This is a genomic window from Sphingomonas hengshuiensis, from assembly GCF_000935025.1.
Classification (GTDB): Bacteria; Pseudomonadota; Alphaproteobacteria; order Sphingomonadales; family Sphingomonadaceae; genus Sphingomonas; species Sphingomonas hengshuiensis.
The window spans coordinates 1,471,281-1,491,889 of record NZ_CP010836.1; the positions used below are offsets into that span (position 1 = coordinate 1,471,281).

Below are 20,609 nucleotides of genomic sequence, written 5' to 3' on the forward strand. Positions count from 1 at the left end.
AGCTCAGCGCTCCCCCTGCCGGTCAGGCCCTCCCCCGACCCCTCCCGCAAGCGGAAGGGGAGCGCGGTTTGCGACGCTGCGGCTCTTTCGCTCCCCTTCCGCGGAGCGGGAGGGGTCGGGGGAGGGCAGTGCCCCAAGCACGCGCTCAATCTCGGCCACGACGCCGTCCATATTGCCCAGCACCTCGTTGTTCCAAAACCTGAGCACGCAATAGCCTTTTGATTCCAGAAACTTGGTCCGCGCGCCGTCCTTCGCGGAGTCGGCGTGCTGGCCGCCATCGACTTCGATCACCAGCTTCAGGCTGCGTGCGACGAAATCGCAGATATAGGGATCGACCAGCACCTGCCGGTTGAAACGGACACCTGCCACCTTCCGCGCGCTCAGCGCCTGCCACAGCGCGGCTTCCGCTCGCGTCGGGTGGTTTCGCATCGCACGGGCGTTGGTGGCTGGTTCCATTCCCTCCCCCGACCCCTCCCGCTTTGCGGGAGGGGAGCGCAGATTGTTAGCGTCAGGAAAGCGCCGCCTTCACCAGCCCGCTCGCCTTGCTCATGTCGAGCGTGGTCGCGTGGCGCGCCTTCAGCTCGGCCATGACGCGGCCCATGTCCTTCATGCCGCTCGCGCCCAGCTCGGCCTTGATCGCCTCGATCGCGGCGCTGGTTTCGGCTTCGCTCATCTGCTGCGGCAGGAAACGCTCGATCACCGCGACTTCCGCCGCCTCGACATCGGCCAGTTCCTGGCGCCCGCCCTTCACATACATGTCGATCGATTCGCGGCGCTGCTTGACCATTTTCTGGAGCACTTCGACCACCATCGCGTCGTCCTCCATCGGCTGCGCCTTGACGCGCTCCTCGATGTCGCGGTTCTTGATCGCGCTCTGGATCAGGCTGATGGCGGCGCGGCTCTCCTTGTCGCCGGCCTTCATCGCTGCAATCTGGGCAGCCTTGATGTCGTCGCGAATCATGCGGTCTCTTTCGGTTTTCAGGTTAGCCGCGCACGATAGCCCCCTCGCGCAAAATTGAACAGGTTGACGGACGCGGGCAGGGGGTCTAGCCGCCACCGCTTAGCGACATCGCCACAATCTTACTGGAGCGCCACCCCATAATGGCCGAAGCCAAACCCATGCCCATGCCTCAAGGAGCCACCGGCGTATTGGTGCTCGCGAGCGGAGACGTGGTCTGGGGCCGAGGATTCGGCGCCGAAGGGGCCGCCGTCGGCGAAGTGTGTTTCCACACTGCGATGACCGGCTATCAGGAGATCATGACCGACCCGAGCTTTGCCGGGCAGATCATCAACTTCACCTTCCCGCATATCGGCAATGTCGGCGCGAACCCCGATGACGTGGAGGCCGATGGCCCGCACGCTTTGGGCATGATCGTGCGCGAGGATGTGACCGAGCCGAGCAATTTCCGCAGCACCGAACATCTGGATGCGTGGATGCGCAAGCACGCGCGCATCGGCCTGTCGGGGATCGACACCCGCGCGCTGACTCGCCGCATCCGCACCGGCGGCGCCCCCAACGGCGTGATCGCGCATTCCGCCGAGGGCACGTTCGACATTCCCGCGCTGCTGGAAATGGCGCGCGGCTGGCCGGGGCTGGAGGGCATGGACCTCGCCATCACCGTGAGCTGCGAGACGCATTTCGGCTGGGAAGGCGGCGTGTGGCGGCTGGGCGCGGGGTATGATTCTTCTAAGTCCCCCTTCCGCTTGCGGGAGGGGCTAGGGGAGGGCAGTGCCTTTTCCGCGCCTACGGACGCTGCGGATAGTCCCTCCCCCGACCCCTCCCGCAAGCGGGAGGGGAGCGCAGGTGGCGGGCGCCCCCACGTAGTCGCGATCGACTATGGCTCGAAGCGCAACATCTTCCGCAATCTGGTGAAGGCCGGCGCGGACGTGACCGTGCTGCCCGCCACCGCGACCGCCGAACAGGTGATGGCGTTCAACCCCGACGGCTTCTTCCTGTCGAACGGCCCCGGCGATCCGGCGGCGACGGCGGACTATGCCGTGCCGGTGATCCGCGACCTGCTGGCGACGGGCAAGCCGCTGTTCGGCATCTGCCTGGGGCACCAGTTGCTCGCGCTCGCCGTGGGCGCCGAGACCAGCAAGATGTTCCAGGGCCATCGCGGCGCCAACCATCCGGTCAAGCGGCTGAGCGACGGCGCGGTCGAGATCACGAGCATGAACCACGGCTTTGCCGTGCTGCGCGAGAGCCTGCCCGAAAATGCGCGCGAGACGCATGTGTCGCTGTTCGACGGGAGCAATGCGGGGTTCGAGCTGACGGATCGGCCTGCGTTTTCGGTGCAGTATCACCCTGAGGCTAGCCCGGGGCCGCAGGATAGCTTGTATCTGTTCGAGCGGTTTGTGGGGCTGATGAACCGTTAAAGGGAGGGCGAAAGTGGCTACTATCCGGAAGTTCGAACTACGCGAAGCTGAGCGTCTATCGAAGCAAACCGAGGCCGCCGCGTCCATCCTCCTTTCTGAGTTGGACGGCGAGAAATTCATCCAGCTCGATAGTTATGGCTCTCCCGATCGCCAACTGGTTGGAAAGCGTTCACAAAGTATGCGGTTGACGCGGGAAGCCTTCGAGCAACTCGTGAAGCTCGGCACAGAACATTTTAAAGGCGAATAATGCCCAACCCCACCGGCATCTCCATCCTCGGCGTCTGCGCAGCCTCCCTCACCCCCTTTAGGGGGAGAGGGAAGAGCCGCGTAGCGGCGAAGGGAGCGGGGGGAGTCGGTTTTGCTTCGCGAGGGCGCGGGACTTCCCCCTCTCCCAACCCTCTCCCCCTGAAGGGGGAGAGGGCTTTAGAAGTCCTTGCCCAGCGCCATCAGGATCGCGCGCGCCACGCCCTCGGGATTGGTCATCACCTCGTTGTTGGCGAAGCGAATCACGCGCCAGCCTTGCGCCTCGACATCTCCATCCTCGGCGTCGGCGCAGCCTCCCTCACCCCCTTTAGGGGGAGAGGGAAGAGCCGCGTAGCGGCGAAGGGAGCGGGGGGAGTCGGTTTTGCTTCGCGAGGGCGCGGGACTTCCCCCTCTCCCAACCCTCTCCCCCTGAAGGGGGGGAGGGCTTTAGAAGTCCTTGCCCAGCGCCATCAGGATCGCGCGCGCCACACCCTCGGGATTGGTCATCACCTCGTTGTTGGCGAAGCGGATAACGCGCCAGCCCTGTGCTTCGAGTTCCGCCGTCCGCAGCGCGTCGTGCGCTTCGGCGCCGGGCAGTGCGTGCGTCGCGCCGTCGAGTTCGACGATCAGGCGATGCGCGCGGGCGGCGAAATCGGGAATGAACCGGCCGCGGACATTCTGGCGGACGAACTTGATGCCCTGGAGACGTCCGGCGCGAAGGATTTCCCAGAGCGTTCGCTCGGGATCGCTCATGTTGGTTCGGAGTTGTTTCGCGCGGGATCGGGTCTCGATGTTTCGTTTCATCGTGCTGGGTTCCCCCTCTCCCCAACCCCTCTCCCCCTGAAGGGGGCGAGGGGCTATCGCTTGGCCGCGCGCGCTTCCGCCGACCGCAGCAGCGTCTCGTCAAAGCGACGATGCGCCCGCCTGGCCGCCCACTCGTAATTACCGCACAATATCACCGGAAGCGAACGTACGCATCATGCCCAAACGCACCGACATCTCCTCCATCCTCGTCATCGGCGCCGGTCCCATCGTGATCGGCCAGGCGTGCGAGTTCGATTATTCGGGCACGCAGGCGATCAAGGCGCTGAAGGAAGAGGGCTATCGCATCGTCCTGGTCAATTCGAACCCGGCGACGATCATGACCGATCCCGAACTGGCCGACGCGACCTATGTCGAGCCGATCACCCCGGCGATCGTCGCGCGGATCATCGAGAAGGAGCGGCCCGATGCGGTGCTGCCGACGATGGGCGGGCAGACGGCGCTGAACACCGCGCTGGCGCTGGCGAATGACGGCACGCTGGAGAAGTATGGCTGCATCATGATCGGTGCCGATGCCGAGGCGATCGACAAGGCCGAGGACCGGCTGAAGTTCAAGGACGCGATGACCAAGATCGGGCTCGAAAGCGCCCGCTCGGCGATCGCGCATAGCGAGGCGGAGGCGCTGGCGGCGCTGGAGACGGTGGGCCTGCCCGCGATCATCCGCCCCAGCTTCACCATGGGCGGTTCGGGCGGCGGCATCGCGTATAACCGCGAGGAATTCATCGCGATCGTCCGCAACGGGCTCGATTTGTCGCCGACCACCGAGGTCCTGATCGAGGAATCGCTCCTCGGCTGGAAGGAATATGAGATGGAAGTCGTGCGCGATCGCAACGACAACGCCATCATCATCTGCTCGATCGAGAATATCGACGCGATGGGCACGCATACCGGCGATTCGATCACTGTCGCGCCCGCGCTGACGCTGACCGACAAGGAATATCAGATCATGCGCAACGCATCGATCGCGGTACTCCGGGAAATCGGCGTCGAAACGGGCGGTTCGAACGTACAGTTCGCAGTCAATCCCAGGGATGGCCGCCTGATCGTGATCGAGATGAACCCGCGCGTGTCGCGGTCGTCGGCGCTGGCGTCGAAGGCGACGGGCTTCCCGATCGCCAAGGTCGCGGCGAAGCTGGCGGTCGGCTACACGCTTGACGAGATCACCAACGACATCACCGGCGCGACCCCCGCGAGCTTCGAGCCGACGATCGATTACGTCGTGACCAAGATCCCGCGCTTCGCGTTCGAAAAGTTCAAGGGCGCCGAGAATACGCTGGGCACCGCGATGAAATCGGTCGGCGAGGTCATGGCGATCGGGCGCAACATCCATGAATCGATGCAGAAGGCACTGCGCGGGCTGGAGACCGGGCTGAGCGGCTTCAACAATGTCGATGCACTGGCGGGGGCGCCGCGTGACGAGATCGAGGCGGCGCTGGCGATCCGTTCGCCCGACCGGCTGCTGATCGCGGCGCAGGCGCTGCGCGAGGGCTTTACCGTGGCGGAAGTGTTCGGGCTGACGGCCTATGACCCGTGGTTCCTGGAGCGCATCCAGGAAATCGTCGATGCCGAGGCACAGGTGTGCGCCAACGGGCTGCCGCAGGACGCCGCCGGTCTGCGCAAGCTCAAGTCGATGGGCTTCAGCGACAAGCGCCTGGCGTTCCTCGCGCTCAAGTCGGTCAACATGCGCGCCGGGTCGGAAGTCATGGCGCGCAGTTCCGGGCTGATCGGCGAGATCGCCAATGCGATGTCGGGCGGCGTGACCGAGGCCGAAGTGCGCAAGCTGCGCCACAAGCTGGGCGTGCGCCCGGTGTTCAAGCGCATCGACACCTGCGCCGCCGAGTTCGAGGCGAAGACGCCGTACATGTACTCGACCTATGAGGCGCCGAGCTTCGGCGAGCCCGAGAACGAGTCCAACCCCACCGATCGGAAGAAGATCGTGATCCTGGGCGGCGGGCCGAACCGGATCGGGCAGGGGATCGAGTTCGATTATTGCTGCTGCCATGCCTGCTTCGCGCTGGGCGATGCCGGCTATGAGACGATCATGGTCAACTGCAATCCCGAAACGGTGAGCACCGACTATGACACGTCGGACCGGCTGTATTTCGAGCCGCTGACCGCCGAGGACGTGCTGGAGATCCTGGAAGTCGAGAAGTCGAACGGCACGCTGGTCGGCGTGATCGTCCAGTTCGGCGGGCAGACGCCGCTCAACCTGGCGCAGGCGCTGGAGGATGCGGGCATCCCGATCCTGGGCACCAGCCCCGACGCGATCGACCTGGCCGAGGACCGCGAGCGCTTTGCCGAACTGGTCGGCAAGCTGGGGCTGAAGCAGCCCGCCAACGGTCTTGCCCGCAGCCGCGACGAAGCGGTCGCCGCCGCCGCGCGGATCGGCTACCCGGTGCTGATGCGCCCCAGCTATGTGCTGGGCGGGCGGGCTATGGAGATCGTCGACTCGCAGGTCCAGCTCGACAATTACATCCAGACCGCGGTGCAGGTGTCGGGGGACAGCCCCGTGCTGATCGACCAGTATCTGCGCGACGCGATCGAAGTCGATGTGGACGCGATCGCCGACGGCACCGATGTCGTCGTGGCGGGCGTGCTCCAGCATATCGAGGAGGCGGGGGTCCATTCGGGCGACAGCGCCTGCTCGATCCCGCCCTACAGCCTGCCCGCCGAGATCATCGCCGAGATCGAGCGCCAGACCGAGGCGCTGGCGCGCGCGCTGAAGGTCAAGGGGCTGATGAACATCCAGTTCGCGGTCAAGGATGGCGAAGTCTATCTCATCGAGGTGAACCCGCGCGCCAGCCGCACGGTGCCCTTCGTCGCCAAGGCGATCGGAATTCCGATCGCGAAGATCGCCGCGCGGGTGATGGCGGGCGAGAAGCTGGCCGATCTGCCCAAGATCGACCGCAACATCGATTATATCGCGGTGAAGGAAGCGGTATTCCCCTGGGCGCGATTCCCCGGCGTCGATCCGGTGCTCAGCCCCGAGATGAAGTCGACGGGCGAAGTCATGGGCATCGACAAGGATTTCGCGACGGCCTTTGCCAAGGCGCAGCTGGGTGCGGGCACGGTGCTGCCGACTTCGGGCACGTTGTTCGTATCGGTGAAGGACAGCGACAAGCCCGTGGTGCTGCCGGGGGTGCAGATCCTGGCGGGGCTGGGCTTCACGATCGTCGCGACCGGCGGGACGGCGGACTATCTGGAAAGCCACGGCATCGCGATCGAGCGCGTGAACAAGGTGGCGCAGGGTCGCCCGCATATCGTGGACCGTATCCAGGATGGCGGAATCGACGTGATCTTCAACACGACGGAAGGCTGGCAGTCGCTCAAGGACAGTTCCAGCATCCGTGCGACCGCGATGGCGCAGAAGATCCCGTATTTCACTACGGCGCCCGCCAGCGTCGCTACGGCGCGGGCGATTGAGGCGCTTTCGGGGCAGGTCCTTGATGTTTGCCCGCTCCAGTCTTACTATTCGCATTCGCACAATTGATTTTCCCCGACCGATGTTGATGTGCGGGCGTGCCGAACGCGGTACGCTTGGGTCTGGGGGCGTTTAAGGGACGGAATGGTATGGCGACGGTCGAAAAGATGCCGATGCTGGTCGAAGGCTATGAGAAGCTCACGTCTGAGCTCAAACGGCTGAAGGCCGAGCGCCCGTTGATCGTGGACGCGATCGAGGAAGCGCGCGCGCATGGCGACCTTTCGGAAAACGCCGAATATCACGCCGCCAAGGAGCAGCAGGGCCAGAACGAGGCCACGATCTCCGACATCGAGGACAAATTGAGCCGCGCGCAGATCATCGATCCGCGCGAACTGTCGGGCGACAAGGTGGTGTTCGGCGCGACGGTGACGTTGCTTGACGAGGACGACAAGCCGATCCGCTACCAGATCGTCGGCCAGACCGAGGCCGATGCGAACCAGGGCCGCATCTCATACAACTCGCCGATCGGTCGCGCGCTGATCGGGCGCAAGGTCGACGAAGAGGTCGAGGTGTCGGTGCCGGCGGGCGACCGCTATTATGTGGTGTCGAAAATCGAATTCATCTGAGTCGCATGGACCTTCCCCGCGGGAGATTTACCGACGCCCTGGTGGCGATCGTCGCCTTCGCTGCGCTGTTCTCGGCGCTGGCGCTGGGGCTCAATGCGGCGCTGGCGCAGTTCGGGTTCGTGCCTGCGGATTTCCTGGCCGGGGGCTGGCATCAATATCCGGTGATCTCTTGGGCATCTCCGCTCGCGTCGGCGCTGATCCCGCGCTCGATCCTCGATGCGGTGTTCAACGGCGTGTTCCTGCTGATCGCGGGACGCTTCGTCGAGCGTGCGATCGGGCCGGTGGGGCTCGGCGTGGTGGCGGTCGCGGGCGCCTATGGCGGCGCGCTGGCGCGGCTGGCGCTTACGCCGGGGTCGCTGATCGTCAGCGCGGGGCTGGCGCCCACGCTGTTCGCCGTCGTCGGGGCCTATCTGATGCTCTATGGCGCGCCGCATGCGCTGCCGGTGCCCCGCAACCAGCCGCGGGTCGTGCAGATCGCGGTGCTGGCCTGCTATTGGATTGCCGTCGACCTGGCATTTGCGCTCGTGTCGGGCAGCGTCGAGATTTCATCGAGCATTATCGGCCCGCTGGGCGGGCTGTTGACCGGCGTGGCGCTGGCCCGGCCGCTCCTCGCCTGGCAGTATCGCAAGGCGTAGCGACCGGACGCACGGCGTGCGGCGATCAGTGATCGACGCCGGGTTCCAGCAGGCGGTGGAGGTGCACGACGACGTAGCGCATTTCGGCGTCGTCCACCGTGCGTTGCGCCGCAGCGCGCCATGCCTTTTCGGCAGTGCCGTAATCGGGGAAGATTCCGACCACGTCGAGTTTGGTCGGGTCCTGGAATTCCAGGGTTTGCGGGTCCGTGACACGGCCGCCGAAAACGAGATGTAGCTTGCTCACAAGAGCCTCCTGGGGAGAGCGGTTCGCCTAAGCCCTTAACGGGTCTTGGCGAGCGCTCAACCCCTGAGAAGCTCCTGAGGCCGAAGCGCCTGAGCCAGCGTCAGGCCTTGGCCGCGTCCTTAGCGGCGCCGATGACGGTGCCGAACAGCGCGGACACGCGCTCCTTGGTATCGTCCTTGTTCGGCAGCAGCGCGTCGATTTCCTGCTTGCCCGCTTCCTTGGCGGCCTGTGCCGCGGCGGTGGCACGATCGGCGATCTTGCGCCCGATCGGGTCGAGCAATTCGCGCTCCTTGGCGAGACGGGGCAGCAGGGCGCCGATCAGGACGCCCAGCGCCACGCCACCGGCCAGCAGGGCGAGCGGGTTTTCGCCCAGCCCCTCGACGGCGTGCAGCGCCTTTTCACTGGTGGTCTGGGTCGCCGTGTCGGCATTGGGGTTCGTGCTCATCGTGCAATTCCTTTCTTCGCGCGGGGGGCGGAGTGGATCTCAGGGTCCAAACCATCGGCCGCGGCGGGGGTTTCATCCGGCGTGCGGCGGCGGCGAAGGATGTCGCCGATCCAGCCGCGGGCGAGGTACAGGCCGATCGTCCCGGCAATCGCCGCCACGGCGACGGGCCGCGTCCGCGCGGCCTCGGCGCCCTTGCGGGCAACCGTGCTGAGCGTCTGCGAAGCGCCCTCGACGGCGTCCTGCACCAGATTGGTCGGGCGCAGCCGGTCCTGCACGGCGCCGATCGTCGCGAACAACCGGGCGCGGGCTGCCTCTGCCTCGGCCTGTGCCGCGACAAGATCGGGGGTGGTAGGGGTGGTCGTCATGGCAGGCCCTTCAACGCGCGCTTGACGTGGCGCCACGCCAGCCATGCCATCAGCCCGGCCAATGCACCCGTAACCACCACCACGATCAGCGTGGCGAAGCCCGGACCCACGATCGGGGTAAGGGTCAGCACCAGCCCGACAATCAATGCGATCGCCGCGGCCATCGCCAGCCCGAGCGCGACTGCGCCCATCCACAGCCCGGCGCTGATGTCGCGCAGTTTCGAACGGAAAACGGCGTAATAATATCCGATCTCGGCCCGCGCGACGCCCTTGCCGTCCTCGACGAGCCGCCCGAGCAACTCGCCGAGACCCTCGGCAGACAAATCCGGTTCAGCCACCCACTATTCCCTGATCAGACGTCGATGGGATCGGTGGCGGTCGACGATGGGCTCTTATCCGAAGCGGCATCGACGCCCGACTTGACCAGCCGTGCGATCATGAACCCAACTGCGGCGGCTGCGCCAACCGCGATCACCGGGCTCTTGCGCACGAAATCGGTCGCACCGGCGATGAGATCATCGACGTCCTGGCCGCGTAGCGTCTCTGCAAAGCCCGAAATGCCGTCGGCGGCCGAGCGCGCGTAGCGGCCATATTCGACGCCGAGCTTGGCATCGACGTCCTCGGCGGCGCTCGCCATCATCTTGGCAACTTCGTCGAGTGCCGAGGTCGCGCGCTCCTTGCCCTGGTCGGCATAGGAACGCGCGCGGTCGGCAGCCTGGCTGCCAAGCTTGCCCGCTTCCTCGCGCAGCCTTTCGGTCGTGCTCGGCTTCGCATCGGCGCCGGCGGGCGCCGCCTCCGGCTCGATCGCGATGCCCGAAGCCCCGCCCAGCGGATCGGTACGCGATTCGTGATTGGGATCGGTATTGAACGGCACGCCCGAATCGGTCGTGCCCGGTGTGTTTTCGTCAGCCATGCTTAAACCCTCCATGTCTCGTCGAAACAAACCACGCCCGCGTTTGCGAGTTCCATCGCGAGCGGTTAGAGGCTCGGCCCGCGCCCATCATGCCCTAGGTAGGGAGACCATTACGTGACCGCAATCATCGACATCCATGCTCGCCAGATTCTCGACAGCCGGGGCAATCCCACGGTGGAAGTCGATGTGCTGCTGGAGGACGGCAGCTTCGGCCGCGCCGCCGTGCCCTCTGGCGCTTCGACCGGCGCGCACGAGGCAGTCGAGCGGCGCGACGGCGACAAATCGCGCTGGCTGGGCAAGGGCGTCGAGGGCGCCGTCGACGCCGTGAACAGCGAAATCGCCGAGGAAGTGCTGGGCCTCGACGCCGAGGACCAGGCCGATCTGGACCGCGCGATGATCGAGCTGGACGGGACCCCGAACAAAGGCCGCCTGGGTGCCAACGCGATCCTGGGCGTCAGCCTGGCGGCGGCGAAGGCGGCGGCGGATGCGCGCGGGCTGCCGCTGTATCGCTATGTCGGCGGCGTCAACGCGCATGTCCTGCCGGTGCCGATGATGAACATCATCAACGGCGGCGAACATGCCGACAATCCGATCGATTTCCAGGAATTCATGATCGTGCCGGTCGGCGCGGCAAACATCGTCGAGGCCGTGCGCTGCGGTTCGGAGATTTTCCACACGCTGAAGAAGAAGCTGCACGACAAGGGGCTGGCGACGGGCGTGGGCGACGAGGGCGGATTCGCGCCCAACATCGCCTCCACCACCGAGGCGCTCGACTTCATCATGGCGAGCATCGAATCGGCGGGGTACAAGCCCGGCGAGGACGTGATGCTCGCGCTCGATTGCGCAGCAACGGAATATTACAAGGACGGCGCCTATCGCATGGTGGGCGAGGGCAAGACGCTCTCGTCGAGCGAGAATGCCGATTTCCTCGCCAATCTGGTCGCGCAATATCCGATCTTCTCGATCGAGGACGGCATGGCCGAGGACGATTGGGAGGGCTGGAAGGTGCTGACCGAGAAGCTGGGCACGACCGTCCAGCTGGTCGGCGACGACCTCTTCGTGACCAACCCCACGCGGCTGAAGCGCGGCATCGACGGCGGCTATGCCAATTCGCTGCTGGTCAAGGTCAACCAGATCGGCACGCTGACCGAGACGCTGGCCGCGGTGACCATGGCGCAGCGCGCGTCGTACACCGCAGTCATGTCGCACCGTTCGGGCGAGACCGAGGATGCGACGATCGCCGATCTCGCAGTCGCGACCAATTGCGGGCAGATCAAGACGGGCTCGCTCGCCCGTTCGGACCGGCTCGCAAAGTACAACCAGCTCATCCGCATCGAGGAGGAACTGGGCGACGCTGCGGTCTATGCGGGCAAATCGGTCCTCAAAATGGTGGTTAAGTAAAAGTATCGGCTTGCTAACTCGCTTTGGTTAAGCGAGATTCAGTATCATGTTGCGTACCTCTCCGATCCGATCCTTGCTGCGCCGCGCCGGGCTTCCGGCCGCGGTGCTGATTGCCGTGGGCTTTTTTGCCTATAATGCCACGCTCGGCCCCACCGGGATCATCGCGACCAAGGCGCTGCGGGCCGAGTTTGAGCAGAAGAATATCGAGCTTGCGGCGCTGACCAAGCGTCGCGCCGAGCTCAAGAACCGCGTCGATCTGCTCGATCCTCGGCGCGGAGTCGATCCGGACATGGCGGATGAGCTGACCCGGCGTCAGCTCAACGTCGTGCGTCCCGACGAAGTGATCATTCCGCTCGATCGCTGACGCCAAAGCGCGCTTTTCCGTAACGTCCGAAACTAGTCTGGCGCTAACGGCGCCGTTGTGCCCGCTTCTGCCGGGTGATCGGCGGTGAACGCCTTGCGTATCCGCGCGTTGGCGTTGCGTCCGGGCTCGAAACGCGCTTATAGGCTCGCCCCTGACCTCCCCCGGGCATGAGGATTTCCTGTGGCCAAAGCACCGGCACGTACCGCGACGACTCCCCCTGCAGTTCCCAACCGCGAGCGACCGGGCGAACCCGTCCGCTTCGATGCGACGAAGGAACAACTGCTCGCTTTCTACAAGCAGATGCTGCTGATCCGCCGTTTCGAGGAAAAGGCGGGCCAGCTCTATGGCCTCGGCTTCATCGGCGGCTTCTGCCATTTGTATATCGGCCAGGAAGCCGTTGCCGTCGGCCTGCAATCGGCGCTGGACGGCGAGAAGGACTCGGTCATCACCGGGTATCGCGACCATGGCCATATGCTGGCGTACGGAATCGACCCCAAGGTGATCATGGCCGAGCTGACCGGCCGCGGCGCGGGTATCTCGCGCGGCAAGGGCGGCTCGATGCACATGTTCTCGACCGAGAAGAAATTCTACGGCGGCCACGGCATCGTCGGCGCGCAGGTGTCGCTCGGCACCGGCCTGGCGTTCGCGCACAAATATAACGAGGATGGCGGCGTCGCCATGGCCTATTTCGGCGACGGCGCCGCGAACCAGGGCCAGGTGTACGAATCGTTCAACATGGCCGAGCTGTGGAAGCTCCCGATCATCTATGTGATCGAGAACAACCAATACGCCATGGGCACCAGCGTCAATCGCTCCTCGGCCGAGGACCAGCTCTACAAGCGCGGCGAGAGCTTCCGTATTCCCGGTATCCAGGTCGACGGCATGGACGTGCTGGCGTGCCGTGGCGCCGCCGAGGAAGCACTGGCCTGGGTCCGTGCGGGCAAGGGGCCGATCATCCTCGAGATGAAGACCTATCGCTATCGCGGCCATTCGATGTCCGACCCCGCCAAGTACCGCAGCCGCGAGGAAGTGCAGGCGGTGCGCGACAAGTCCGACCCGATCGAGGCGGTCAAGCGCGAGCTGGAAGCGATGGGCCTCACCGAAGCGGACCTGAAGCCGCTCGAGCAGGAAATTCGCAAGGTGGTGAACGAAGCAGCCGATTACGCCGAGCAGACGCCCGAGCCCGATCCGGCAGAGCTGTATACCGACGTGCTGGTGGAGTCCTACTGAGATGGCGATCGAACTGAAGATGCCGGCGCTTTCGCCCACGATGGAAGAGGGCACGCTGGCGAAGTGGCTCGTGAAGGAAGGCGATGTCGTCAAATCGGGCGATATCCTGGCCGAGATCGAGACCGACAAGGCGACGATGGAATTCGAAGCGGTGGACGAAGGCACGATCCAGTCGATCGTGATCGCCGAGGGCACCGATAATGTGAAGGTCGGCACCGTGATCGCGCTGATCGCGGGCGAGGGCGAAGAAGCCGCTCCGGCAGTCGCCGCAAAGGCGGAAGCCCCCGCGACTCAGATGAAGGCCGAGGAATCGGAAGCTCCCGCCGCCAAAAAGGCCGAGAGCGGCACCGAGAAACTGGCCAGCGACAAGGCTGCGACCGTCGCCGACCCCGATATCCCCGCCGGCACCGAAATGGTGAAGGTCACCGTCCGCGAAGCGCTGCGCGACGCGATGGCCGAGGAAATGCGCACCGATCCGCGCATCTTCGTGATGGGCGAGGAAGTCGCCGAATATCAGGGCGCGTACAAGGTGACGCAGGGCCTGCTCGAAGAGTTCGGGCCGAAGCGCGTCATCGACACGCCGATCACCGAATATGGCTTTGCCGGCATCGGCACCGGCGCCGCGATGGGCGGGCTGAAGCCGATCGTCGAGTTCATGACGTTCAACTTTGCCATGCAGGCGATCGACCACATCATCAATTCGGCGGCCAAGACCAATTACATGTCCGGCGGCCAGATGCGCTGCCCGATCGTGTTTCGCGGCCCCAACGGCGCCGCGAGCCGCGTCGGCGCGCAGCACAGCCAGAATTACGGCCCGTGGTACGCCAGCGTCCCCGGCCTGATCGTGATCGCGCCCTATGACGCCGCCGACGCCAAGGGGCTGTTGAAGGCCGCGATCCGCAGCGAAGACCCGGTCGTCTTCCTCGAGAACGAGTTGATGTACGGTCGCCACTTCGAAATCCCGAAGCTCGACGATTATGTCCTGCCGATCGGCAAGGCGCGGATCGTGCGGTCGGGCAAGGACGTGACGATCGTGTCCTATTCGATCGGTGTCGGCGTCGCGTTGGACGCGGCGGCGAAGCTGGCCGAGGAGGGGATCGACGCAGAGGTGATCGACCTGCGCACGCTGCGTCCGCTCGACACCGCCACCGTGCTGGAAAGCCTCAAGAAGACCAACCGCATGGTGGTGGTCGAGGAAGGCTGGCCGGTCTGCTCGATTTCGTCGGAGATCGTCGCGGTCGCGATGGAAAAGGGCTTTGACGATCTCGACGCCCCCGTGCTGCGCGTCACCAACGAGGACGTGCCGCTGCCCTACGCCGCCAACCTCGAGAAGCTCGCGCTGGTCGATGCAGCGCGCGTCGTGGCTGCGGTCAAGAAGGTGACGTACAAGGGCTGAAACGTACCCCGCGCGGCCTTAGGCCGCGCGGGGAGGTTCACGTCGTGTAGAGATTGCAGGTCATCCGCGTCGCGGTAGGCGTGGGATTGTAGATTTGCGCGAAGTCGCGCGTGTCTCGGACGATGAACGACGCGATATAGTGAATGCGCCGCGTGCTGGCGAACCAGCCGTTGCCGACGAGCGGTGTGTACAGATAGTTGACCTCCACGAACATCACGCCGGACCCCAGTGGCGCGTTCACCTTCGCGCCGGTATCGCCCATTCCGTCCGGCGCCAGCGTGCCCGCATTCGCGGTATCGGTATTGGTCCCGGCCGTCGTGGTGGTCGTCCCGTAATGCGAGTCGTAGTCGGCCCCGCTCTTCATCCCGAGGCAGCGCTGCCAGTGGATGCGCTGGGTACCGCTCGCGTTTTCCAGGCTCGAGAGGATCACCCGGCCATTGGTGGCCAGCCCGATGCTCTGGCCGTGGACCCGCACTGCCTGCATGACATCGTTGATGTCGGCCTCGCGTAGCTGGACCGTCGCTTGCCCGGTATAGAGGCCGACACGGGAGGCATTGTCCGCAAGCTCGAGCGCGATCTGGCTGATCCGCTGGTTCATGATCGCCAGATTGGTGAGTTCCACACCCCACATGCCCGCGACGAGCAGCAATGGCAGTCCCAGGGCAAATTCCAGCAGCGCGTTGCCTGATCGATCGCGGCGCAATGCGCGGGCGCGTGCGGCGATCCGGTGACGGTTCACGAGCATCGCGTCACCACCGCCGGAATCGCCTGAGTCGCATAGGGCTGATTCTTGAGCAGCGTCTTTGCCGTAGCAGTCTGGGTCGAAGACCAGCCGATCAGCCGAGTCATCGGAAACAGCCGGGGATAGGTGGCCGTCACGGTGTAGAGCGTCACGTCGTTGGCGCCGCCCTGGCCCGTGGTGCCTGGGTCAGCATCCCATTGCAGGTTGCCGTTCACGTCATCATAGCATTCGGTGCTGTCGCGCACGCCGTTGCCGTTGGTATCGGTGAAGCGTTCCGGGCTGACATAGCCGAACGTCTTGTAGCTCTTGCGCGTGAAGGTGAAGGTCGCGTTCTTCGCCACCGGATAGATTGCCGCCGAAACCCCATTGTCGATCGTCGAAGTCGTCGCGCCCTCGATCCCCGAATCGCGACCCGCCTTCTGGATGGCACCCTCCAGCAGCGCGCGGACATAGGCCTGATAGCCTATGTCCATGCTGCCCATCACCAACAGGAACAGGACCGGCGCCAGGAGCGCGAATTCGACGACCGCAGCCCCCCGTCGATCGGCGCGCAGACGGAAGAGGGGACTTGTCATTTGGAAATCCGCAACATTGCGACCCGCGATGCAATCGTCTGGAACGCAGTGTCCAGCGCGGTATCGCTGCTCGCGGTAAAGGCATTGCCCGAACTCGACGCGCATTGCGTCATCTCGGTCGTCAGCGACTGGCCGAAGGCAATGACCCAGACGGTGATGTTGAGATTCTTCGCCGCCTCGCATTCCGCGACGAAGCGGGCATTGTGCCGGGCGGTCTGCGTCGAGGTGTCGGTGCCGGTCACCCGGCGGTCCGTTTTCTCCAGCCCGTACAGACCGTAGATTTCGAGGCTGGGTGACATCTCGCCGTCGGTCATGAAGACGAGGTGCCGGATCGGCGTCTTCCGGCCCGGCCACGCCGCGGTATCCGCCGCGAAGGGGCCGTTGGGCGACAGGAAGCGCGTGCCCCAGATCATGCCGACATCGTGATAGGTGCCGCCCATCGGACGGAAATCTGGATCGTTGAGAAAGGACGAGACCTCGTCGCGCGTCATAACGGCCAGCCGCTGGGCTTCCTTGCCGCAACTGACATAGCCAAGCTTCAGTTTGGCGGCGCTGCCGACATTCTCATAGTTAGAACCCTGCGCAGTCGAATTGGTTACGTTGGTCGAACTGGTATTCGGGCGTTCGTAGATCTGGTCGGGCCACATCGGCCGCCATTTAGTTGCGTCGTTCGTCGCGGGCAGATTGGGATCCAGATCGCCGGGCAGGCTGCTCTGGCTGAACGAGGCGCTGGCAGTGGTATCGCGTTCCTCGATACAGCCTTGCCATTTGCTGGTGGTGCCATCGATCTTGCTGGGATCGGTCACCCATCCGCCCAGCACATATTGCGAAACATCGGTGTCGATGCTGCCGAAGGTCCACATCAACTGCACCGTCTGGCTCGTCACGGTGCATTTTTTGGTCGAAGAGTTCCACGAAACCGTCTTGTACACGGCGCGGCTGTTACTGTCATAGCCCGAGGTCGGATTTCGACCGGCATAGGCGTTGCAAGTAGCTTGGGTAGTATTACTGTAGACAGTGGACGACGAGCTTCCGTAATTCGCTTCATATGCCCTGCGCGTTGAATAGGCATAAGTGCCGATGTTCAGGAAGCTGCTCGGAATGATCTTCCCGACATTCACCGTTGAGGTGTAGGGGACGAAGCCATAGCGGATCTTGGTCGTCGAATCCGCGGTTGCCGCGAGCGTGTCGTAGAAGTTGAGCACCGCAGTCCGCAGCGCCTTGATCCGCGCGTTGCTCTTTTCGGTGGTGTAATAGCCCGTGGTCCCGTCGGAGCGGGTATAAGAGTAGACGGTTTGACCACTATACGACGTGTCGCTCGCGGCATACGCCATCGATCCGGTAGTATCGAGCACGAACATCACGTCGACATCGGCGATATCGAACCTTGCCTCGCAGGTGACGGTCAACTGGACGGGATCAAATCCCATCATGCCGGTCAGCGTCATCGGCACGGTGGCGACGGCGGTGCCCGCAACCTGGCTGTCGGTGGTCTTTCGCGGCGTGAACAACGCACCGGTGGAGGCGAACATCCCCGACTGGAAATTGGCGGCGAAGAAGTTCTGGGCCTTTGCCGCCGCGTTGTCGTCCAGGGTCGTAGACGTGCTCGACACCATGAACTTGCGCCCCGCAAGCACCCCGGCGTCGCACGCCTGTTGCAGCCGAACCTTGACCACATAGAGCCGCGCCGTATCGACAGAAGACCCGACCAGCGCGATCAGCGGGATCAGCGCCATCACCATCAGCGCGAGCGTGTTGCCGCGTTTGTCGCGCGCCAGCCGGGCGAGGAAGCCCCCCGCCTGGACCTTGTTGTTCGTAACCGACCCCGCCATTGTACCCGACTCTTTCATCTCGGGCGGTTCATGCGCGAGCCAGCGTTAATTTCGTCTCAATCCTGCCGGTAAATTGGGCTTGCGGGCGGGGCGCGCTGCGGTAGGGGAATGCCATGACACCCAACAGCCCCGAGCGCGGGCTTGTCCTGACCTATGCCCCGGCGCCCGCCCGTGCGGGCCTTGCCGCGCTGCTCGCGCTGGACGATGCGCTGGCGCAATTGCTGCGGACCACGCGCGAGCCGGCGCTGGGGCAGTTGCGGCTGGCGTGGTGGCGCGAGGCGCTGGAGAAGCTCGACAGCGCGCCTGCGCCTGCGGAGCCGGTGCTTCAGGCGCTGGCGGCGCAGGTGGTGCCGCATGCGGGCGGCGCGGCGCTGGTGCCGATCGTCCATGGCTGGGAAATACTGGTCGAGGAAGAGCGGTTGGACGCGGCGGGGCTGGTGCGGTTTGCGGAGGGGCGCGGGGCGCTGTTCGTCGCTGCCGGGCGCGTGCTGGGCGCTGGTCCGCGCGATCCGGTGATGCAGGCGGGGCAGGGTTGGGCGCTGTCCGACCTCGCGCGCCATCTGGCCGAACCCGCCGAGGCGGATGCGGCGCGGGCGCTGGCCCGGCCGCTTCTGGATGCGGCGACTGCCGTGCGGTGGAGCGCCAAGGGCCGCGCGCTGGGCGCGATGGCGCATCTGGCGCGGATGGACCTTTCGGTGCCCGCCGAGACGCCGGTGCCGGTGGGCGCGCCGCAGCGAGTGGCGCGGCTGTTATGGCACCGGATGAGCGGACGATAACGCTTGGCGTGACGCAATGACGTCATTACCCTGCCGGAACGACGTGTCGGCGGGAGAGGGGCGATGTGGCGCTATCTGGCGGGGATGGGGGCGGTGCTGCTGCTGGCGGTTGCCGGCATTTTCGCGTTTCGCGGCGGCGCCGCGACCAGGCCGCTGGTGCCACCGGTGCCCGCCGCGCGGGCTGCGGCTGCGGCGGATACCGCGCTACCCGACGAAGCGCCGCGCGCCAGTGACCGCACTCGCGAGCAGAAACGCTTCGACCGCTATGACAAGGACCGCAACGAACTGATCGCGCGCGAGGAGTATCTGGCGTCGCGGCGCAAGGCGTTCGGGAAGCTGGATGCCGATGGCGACGGGCGGCTGAGCTTCGGCGAATGGGCGGCAAAGACCACCGCGAAGTTCGTCGAGGCGGACCAGGACAAGTCCGGGACCATGACCCGTGCGGAGTTCCTGACGACTGCGCCGAAGCGGCGTACGGCGAAGGCGGCGTGCGCATGTGCGCCTGCTGCGCCGGTGGCGGCGCGCGATGAGGGGGAGGAATAGGGGGCGGGGGTTTAGAAGAAGTGAGAGGTTCGCGCAGAGGCGCGGAGGCGCAGAGAAGGATTTTTCAACGCGAAGGCGCGGAGCGCAAGAAACGGCTTCGCCGTGGGGGTTCCCGAGCCACGGATACTCAATTCTTCGCGGCTTCGCGCCTTCGCGTGAAACCCCCTTCTTCTCTGCGCCTCCGCGCCTCTGCGCGAACCCCTATCTTCTTTTCATAAAGAACGAGTTTCTCACACAAAGCCACCAAGGCACGAAGAAGCCCCCTTGTTTTCGTGTCTTCGCGGCTTTGTGTGAGAAAATTCTCAGGCGCTTCCGCGCGGACCCTTCTTACCCCGGCATCCATTCCGCAAACGCGGCACGCGCCCGCGCGGTGTACATCAGCTTGCGGTCGGCCTTCTTGCTGCGCCCCTCGATCGGCGGGAACAGCCCGAAATTGACGTTCATCGGCTGATAGGTTTCGACCTCCGCCTCACCGGTGATGTGCGCGAGCAGCGCGCCCAGCGCGGTCGCGCGCGGCGGCGTGGGCAGCGTGGTGCCCGACAGCTCGGCAATCGCGAAGCGCGCCGCCAGCATCCCGATCGCCGAACTCTCGACATAGCCTTCGCAGCCGGTGATCTGTCCGGCGAAGCGGATATTGGGGCGCGATTTCAACCGCAGCGTCGGGTCGAGCAGCTCGGGCGATCTGATGAACGTGTTACGATGCAGCCCGCCCAGCCGCGCGAACTCGGCCTTTTCCAGCCCCGGAATCGTGCGGAACAGCGCGACCTGGTCGGCATATTTGAGCTTGGTCTGGAAACCTACCATGTTCCACAGCGTGGCGCTCGCATTGTCCTGGCGGAGCTGGACGCACGCATAGGGCCAGCGCCCGGTGCTCGGCTGGTCGAGCCCGACGCCCTTCATCGGGCCATAGCGCAGCGTGTCGACGCCGCGCTCGGCCATCACTTCGATCGGCATACAGCCTTCGAAATAGGGGACATTCTCCCATTCGCGGAACTCGGTCTTCTCGCCCGCGAGGAGGCCGGCGTGGAAAGCGAGATACTGGTCCTTGGTCATCGGGCAGTTGATATAATCCTTGCCCGTGCCGCCGGGGCCGACCTTATCCCAGCGCGACTGCATCCACGCCACGTCCATGTCGATGCTGTCGCGGTGGACGATGGGGGCGATCGCGTCGAAAAAGGCGAGGCTGTCCTTGCCGGTGGCGGCGCCGATGCTCTCGGCGAGCGCGGGCGCGGTGAGCGGGCCGGTGGCGACGATGGCGAGGCCGTCGCTGGGGAGCGTGTCGACGCGCTCGCGCACGATCTCGATATTGGGGTGGGCGGCGAGCGCGGCGGTGACGCTGTCGGCGAAACCGTCGCGGTCGACCGCGAGCGCGGAGCCCGCCGGCACCTGATGCTTGTCCGCCTGCGCGAAGATCAGCGAGCCGAGCGCGCGCATCTCGGCATGGAGCAGGCCCACCGCGTTACGCTCGGCATCGTCGGAGCGGAAGCTGTTCGAGCAGACCAGCTCGGCGAGCCGGTCGCTCTGGTGCGCAGGCGTCATGCTGCCCGAGCCGCGCATCTCGGAGAGGCGGACCTTGCGCCCCGCCTGCGCAAGCTGCCACGCCGCCTCCGACCCGGCGAGGCCGCCGCCGATGATGTGGATGTCGTGGGTGGGCATGGGG

Annotated in this window: 23 protein-coding genes and 1 pseudogene; 11 read left to right on the plus strand and 13 right to left on the minus strand. The window is 65.2% G+C overall.

What is annotated here, in order from left to right; translation table 11 throughout:
* Positions 1 to 3 precede the first annotated feature (3 nt).
* Together TS85_RS06450 and TS85_RS06455 are read right to left on the minus strand one after the other, a co-directional pair.
* Complete coding sequence (locus TS85_RS06450) at positions 4 to 456, minus strand: endonuclease domain-containing protein (RefSeq protein ID WP_077228497.1); 453 nt, start codon at positions 454 to 456, stop codon at positions 4 to 6.
* 52 nt (positions 457 to 508) lie between these two features.
* Complete coding sequence (locus tag TS85_RS06455) at positions 509 to 961, minus strand: GatB/YqeY domain-containing protein (protein ID WP_044331144.1); 453 nt, start codon at positions 959 to 961, stop codon at positions 509 to 511.
* Positions 962 to 1,101: 140 nt separating this feature from the next.
* Between TS85_RS06455 and carA the strand changes: the two genes are divergently transcribed.
* On the plus strand, positions 1,102 to 2,376 hold the full coding sequence (gene carA, locus TS85_RS06460) for a glutamine-hydrolyzing carbamoyl-phosphate synthase small subunit (protein ID WP_044331145.1): 1,275 nt from the start codon (positions 1,102 to 1,104) through the stop codon (positions 2,374 to 2,376).
* A gap of 13 nt (positions 2,377 to 2,389) precedes the next feature.
* Positions 2,390 to 2,623, plus strand: a complete 234-nt coding sequence (locus TS85_RS06465) for a hypothetical protein (protein WP_044331146.1) — start codon at positions 2,390 to 2,392, stop codon at positions 2,621 to 2,623.
* A gap of 176 nt (positions 2,624 to 2,799) precedes the next feature.
* Here TS85_RS06465 and TS85_RS24535 read toward each other — a convergent pair.
* Both TS85_RS24535 and TS85_RS06470 read right to left on the minus strand, forming a co-directional pair.
* A pseudogene (locus TS85_RS24535) lies at positions 2,800 to 2,895 on the minus strand (DUF559 domain-containing protein); the annotation flags it as partial.
* A gap of 171 nt (positions 2,896 to 3,066) precedes the next feature.
* On the minus strand, positions 3,067 to 3,423 hold the full coding sequence (locus TS85_RS06470) for an endonuclease domain-containing protein (protein WP_044331147.1): 357 nt from the start codon (positions 3,421 to 3,423) through the stop codon (positions 3,067 to 3,069).
* A gap of 175 nt (positions 3,424 to 3,598) precedes the next feature.
* Here TS85_RS06470 and carB point away from each other — a divergent pair, with 175 nt between their 5' ends.
* From carB to TS85_RS06485, 3 genes are all read left to right on the plus strand, one after another.
* Positions 3,599 to 6,931: a carbamoyl-phosphate synthase large subunit gene (gene carB, locus TS85_RS06475; RefSeq protein WP_044331148.1), complete on the plus strand. Its 3,333-nt coding sequence runs from the start codon at positions 3,599 to 3,601 to the stop codon at positions 6,929 to 6,931.
* Positions 6,932 to 7,011: 80 nt separating this feature from the next.
* Positions 7,012 to 7,488, plus strand: a complete 477-nt coding sequence (gene greA, locus TS85_RS06480; protein ID WP_044331149.1) for a transcription elongation factor GreA — start codon at positions 7,012 to 7,014, stop codon at positions 7,486 to 7,488.
* A gap of 5 nt (positions 7,489 to 7,493) precedes the next feature.
* Positions 7,494 to 8,123, plus strand: coding sequence for a rhomboid family intramembrane serine protease (locus TS85_RS06485; RefSeq protein WP_077228499.1), 630 nt, complete (start codon positions 7,494 to 7,496; stop codon positions 8,121 to 8,123).
* A gap of 25 nt (positions 8,124 to 8,148) precedes the next feature.
* On the opposite strand, the gene TS85_RS06490 is transcribed toward TS85_RS06485, so the two are convergent.
* The 5 genes from TS85_RS06490 to TS85_RS06510 all read right to left on the minus strand — a co-directional run bounded on the left by TS85_RS06490 (position 8,149) and on the right by TS85_RS06510 (position 10,090).
* Positions 8,149 to 8,367, minus strand: a complete 219-nt coding sequence (locus tag TS85_RS06490; RefSeq protein ID WP_044331152.1) for a DUF4170 domain-containing protein — start codon at positions 8,365 to 8,367, stop codon at positions 8,149 to 8,151.
* A 100-nt stretch (positions 8,368 to 8,467) separates the two neighbouring features.
* Entirely contained in the window at positions 8,468 to 8,812 is a 345-nt protein-coding gene (locus TS85_RS06495; protein ID WP_227698700.1) for a hypothetical protein, read from the minus strand.
* Positions 8,809 to 9,177, minus strand: a complete 369-nt coding sequence (locus TS85_RS06500; RefSeq protein ID WP_044331153.1) for a DUF3618 domain-containing protein — start codon at positions 9,175 to 9,177, stop codon at positions 8,809 to 8,811. Before TS85_RS06500 ends, TS85_RS06495 begins: the two co-directional genes overlap by 4 nt.
* Positions 9,174 to 9,515 carry a phage holin family protein gene (locus TS85_RS06505; RefSeq protein WP_044331154.1) on the minus strand — a complete coding sequence of 114 codons (342 nt, stop codon included), beginning with the start codon at positions 9,513 to 9,515 and terminating at the stop codon, positions 9,174 to 9,176. The genes TS85_RS06500 and TS85_RS06505 overlap by 4 nt, the downstream gene beginning before the upstream one ends.
* A 14-nt stretch (positions 9,516 to 9,529) precedes the next feature.
* Complete coding sequence (locus tag TS85_RS06510; RefSeq protein ID WP_227698701.1) at positions 9,530 to 10,090, minus strand: hypothetical protein; 561 nt, start codon at positions 10,088 to 10,090, stop codon at positions 9,530 to 9,532.
* Between the two features lie 114 nt (positions 10,091 to 10,204).
* Between TS85_RS06510 and eno the strand changes: the two genes are divergently transcribed.
* The 4 genes from eno (at position 10,205) to TS85_RS06530 (ending at position 14,481) form a co-directional block, all read left to right on the plus strand.
* Complete coding sequence (gene eno, locus TS85_RS06515; RefSeq protein WP_044331155.1) at positions 10,205 to 11,491, plus strand: phosphopyruvate hydratase; 1,287 nt, start codon at positions 10,205 to 10,207, stop codon at positions 11,489 to 11,491.
* 46 nt (positions 11,492 to 11,537) lie between these two features.
* Entirely contained in the window at positions 11,538 to 11,855 is a 318-nt protein-coding gene (locus tag TS85_RS06520) for an FtsB family cell division protein (protein WP_044331156.1), read from the plus strand.
* A gap of 180 nt (positions 11,856 to 12,035) precedes the next feature.
* Positions 12,036 to 13,085, plus strand: a complete 1,050-nt coding sequence (gene pdhA / locus TS85_RS06525; RefSeq protein ID WP_044331157.1) for a pyruvate dehydrogenase (acetyl-transferring) E1 component subunit alpha — start codon at positions 12,036 to 12,038, stop codon at positions 13,083 to 13,085.
* 1 nt (position 13,086) lies between these two features.
* On the plus strand, positions 13,087 to 14,481 hold the full coding sequence (locus TS85_RS06530; RefSeq protein WP_044331159.1) for a pyruvate dehydrogenase complex E1 component subunit beta: 1,395 nt from the start codon (positions 13,087 to 13,089) through the stop codon (positions 14,479 to 14,481).
* A gap of 37 nt (positions 14,482 to 14,518) precedes the next feature.
* Here the strand turns inward: TS85_RS06530 and TS85_RS06535 are convergent, their stop codons facing one another.
* Genes TS85_RS06535 through TS85_RS06545 form a run of 3 tightly spaced genes read right to left on the minus strand, consistent with a single transcriptional unit; the run spans position 14,519 to position 17,630 of the window.
* Entirely contained in the window at positions 14,519 to 15,226 is a 708-nt protein-coding gene (locus TS85_RS06535; RefSeq protein WP_044331160.1) for a TadE/TadG family type IV pilus assembly protein, read from the minus strand.
* Positions 15,217 to 15,798 carry a TadE/TadG family type IV pilus assembly protein gene (locus TS85_RS06540; RefSeq protein ID WP_044331161.1) on the minus strand — a complete coding sequence of 194 codons (582 nt, stop codon included), beginning with the start codon at positions 15,796 to 15,798 and terminating at the stop codon, positions 15,217 to 15,219. Before TS85_RS06540 ends, TS85_RS06535 begins: the two co-directional genes overlap by 10 nt.
* Positions 15,795 to 17,630: a TadE/TadG family type IV pilus assembly protein gene (locus TS85_RS06545; RefSeq protein WP_052507789.1), complete on the minus strand. Its 1,836-nt coding sequence runs from the start codon at positions 17,628 to 17,630 to the stop codon at positions 15,795 to 15,797. Before TS85_RS06545 ends, TS85_RS06540 begins: the two co-directional genes overlap by 4 nt.
* Positions 17,631 to 17,743: 113 nt before the next feature.
* Here TS85_RS06545 and TS85_RS06550 point away from each other — a divergent pair, with 113 nt between their 5' ends.
* The gene (locus tag TS85_RS06550) at positions 17,744 to 18,406 is read left to right on the plus strand and encodes a squalene/phytoene synthase family protein (protein WP_044331163.1); all 663 of its coding nucleotides are present in this window, start codon (positions 17,744 to 17,746) and stop codon (positions 18,404 to 18,406) included.
* A 63-nt stretch (positions 18,407 to 18,469) separates the two neighbouring features.
* On the plus strand, positions 18,470 to 18,949 hold the full coding sequence (locus TS85_RS06555; protein WP_044331164.1) for an EF-hand domain-containing protein: 480 nt from the start codon (positions 18,470 to 18,472) through the stop codon (positions 18,947 to 18,949).
* A gap of 327 nt (positions 18,950 to 19,276) precedes the next feature.
* On the opposite strand, the gene trmFO is transcribed toward TS85_RS06555, so the two are convergent.
* Entirely contained in the window at positions 19,277 to 20,605 is a 1,329-nt protein-coding gene (gene trmFO, locus TS85_RS06560) for a methylenetetrahydrofolate--tRNA-(uracil(54)-C(5))-methyltransferase (FADH(2)-oxidizing) TrmFO (RefSeq protein ID WP_044331165.1), read from the minus strand.
* Positions 20,606 to 20,609: the final 4 nt, after the last annotated feature.

What these genes read in the sequence shown, in the direction of transcription:
- TS85_RS06450 (WP_077228497.1), bottom strand. Translation starts at nt 456, where the DNA reads ATGGAACCAGCCACCAACGCCCGTGCGATGCGAAACCACCCGACGCGA.
- TS85_RS06545 (WP_052507789.1), bottom strand. Translation starts at nt 17,630, where the DNA reads ATGGCGGGGTCGGTTACGAACAACAAGGTCCAGGCGGGGGGCTTCCTC.
- TS85_RS06485 (WP_077228499.1), top strand. Translation starts at nt 7,494, where the DNA reads ATGGACCTTCCCCGCGGGAGATTTACCGACGCCCTGGTGGCGATCGTC.
- TS85_RS06535 (WP_044331160.1), bottom strand. Translation starts at nt 15,226, where the DNA reads ATGCTCGTGAACCGTCACCGGATCGCCGCACGCGCCCGCGCATTGCGC.
- TS85_RS06520 (WP_044331156.1), top strand. Translation starts at nt 11,538, where the DNA reads ATGTTGCGTACCTCTCCGATCCGATCCTTGCTGCGCCGCGCCGGGCTT.
- carB (WP_044331148.1), top strand. Translation starts at nt 3,599, where the DNA reads ATGCCCAAACGCACCGACATCTCCTCCATCCTCGTCATCGGCGCCGGT.
- TS85_RS06550 (WP_044331163.1), top strand. Translation starts at nt 17,744, where the DNA reads ATGACACCCAACAGCCCCGAGCGCGGGCTTGTCCTGACCTATGCCCCG.
- TS85_RS06495 (WP_227698700.1), bottom strand. Translation starts at nt 8,812, where the DNA reads ATGAGCACGAACCCCAATGCCGACACGGCGACCCAGACCACCAGTGAA.
- TS85_RS06530 (WP_044331159.1), top strand. Translation starts at nt 13,087, where the DNA reads ATGGCGATCGAACTGAAGATGCCGGCGCTTTCGCCCACGATGGAAGAG.
- TS85_RS06455 (WP_044331144.1), bottom strand. Translation starts at nt 961, where the DNA reads ATGATTCGCGACGACATCAAGGCTGCCCAGATTGCAGCGATGAAGGCC.
- TS85_RS06510 (WP_227698701.1), bottom strand. Translation starts at nt 10,090, where the DNA reads ATGGCTGACGAAAACACACCGGGCACGACCGATTCGGGCGTGCCGTTC.
- TS85_RS06540 (WP_044331161.1), bottom strand. Translation starts at nt 15,798, where the DNA reads ATGACAAGTCCCCTCTTCCGTCTGCGCGCCGATCGACGGGGGGCTGCG.
- greA (WP_044331149.1), top strand. Translation starts at nt 7,012, where the DNA reads ATGGCGACGGTCGAAAAGATGCCGATGCTGGTCGAAGGCTATGAGAAG.
- TS85_RS06555 (WP_044331164.1), top strand. Translation starts at nt 18,470, where the DNA reads ATGTGGCGCTATCTGGCGGGGATGGGGGCGGTGCTGCTGCTGGCGGTT.
- carA (WP_044331145.1), top strand. Translation starts at nt 1,102, where the DNA reads ATGGCCGAAGCCAAACCCATGCCCATGCCTCAAGGAGCCACCGGCGTA.
- TS85_RS06500 (WP_044331153.1), bottom strand. Translation starts at nt 9,177, where the DNA reads ATGACGACCACCCCTACCACCCCCGATCTTGTCGCGGCACAGGCCGAG.
- TS85_RS06470 (WP_044331147.1), bottom strand. Translation starts at nt 3,423, where the DNA reads ATGAAACGAAACATCGAGACCCGATCCCGCGCGAAACAACTCCGAACC.
- trmFO (WP_044331165.1), bottom strand. Translation starts at nt 20,605, where the DNA reads ATGCCCACCCACGACATCCACATCATCGGCGGCGGCCTCGCCGGGTCG.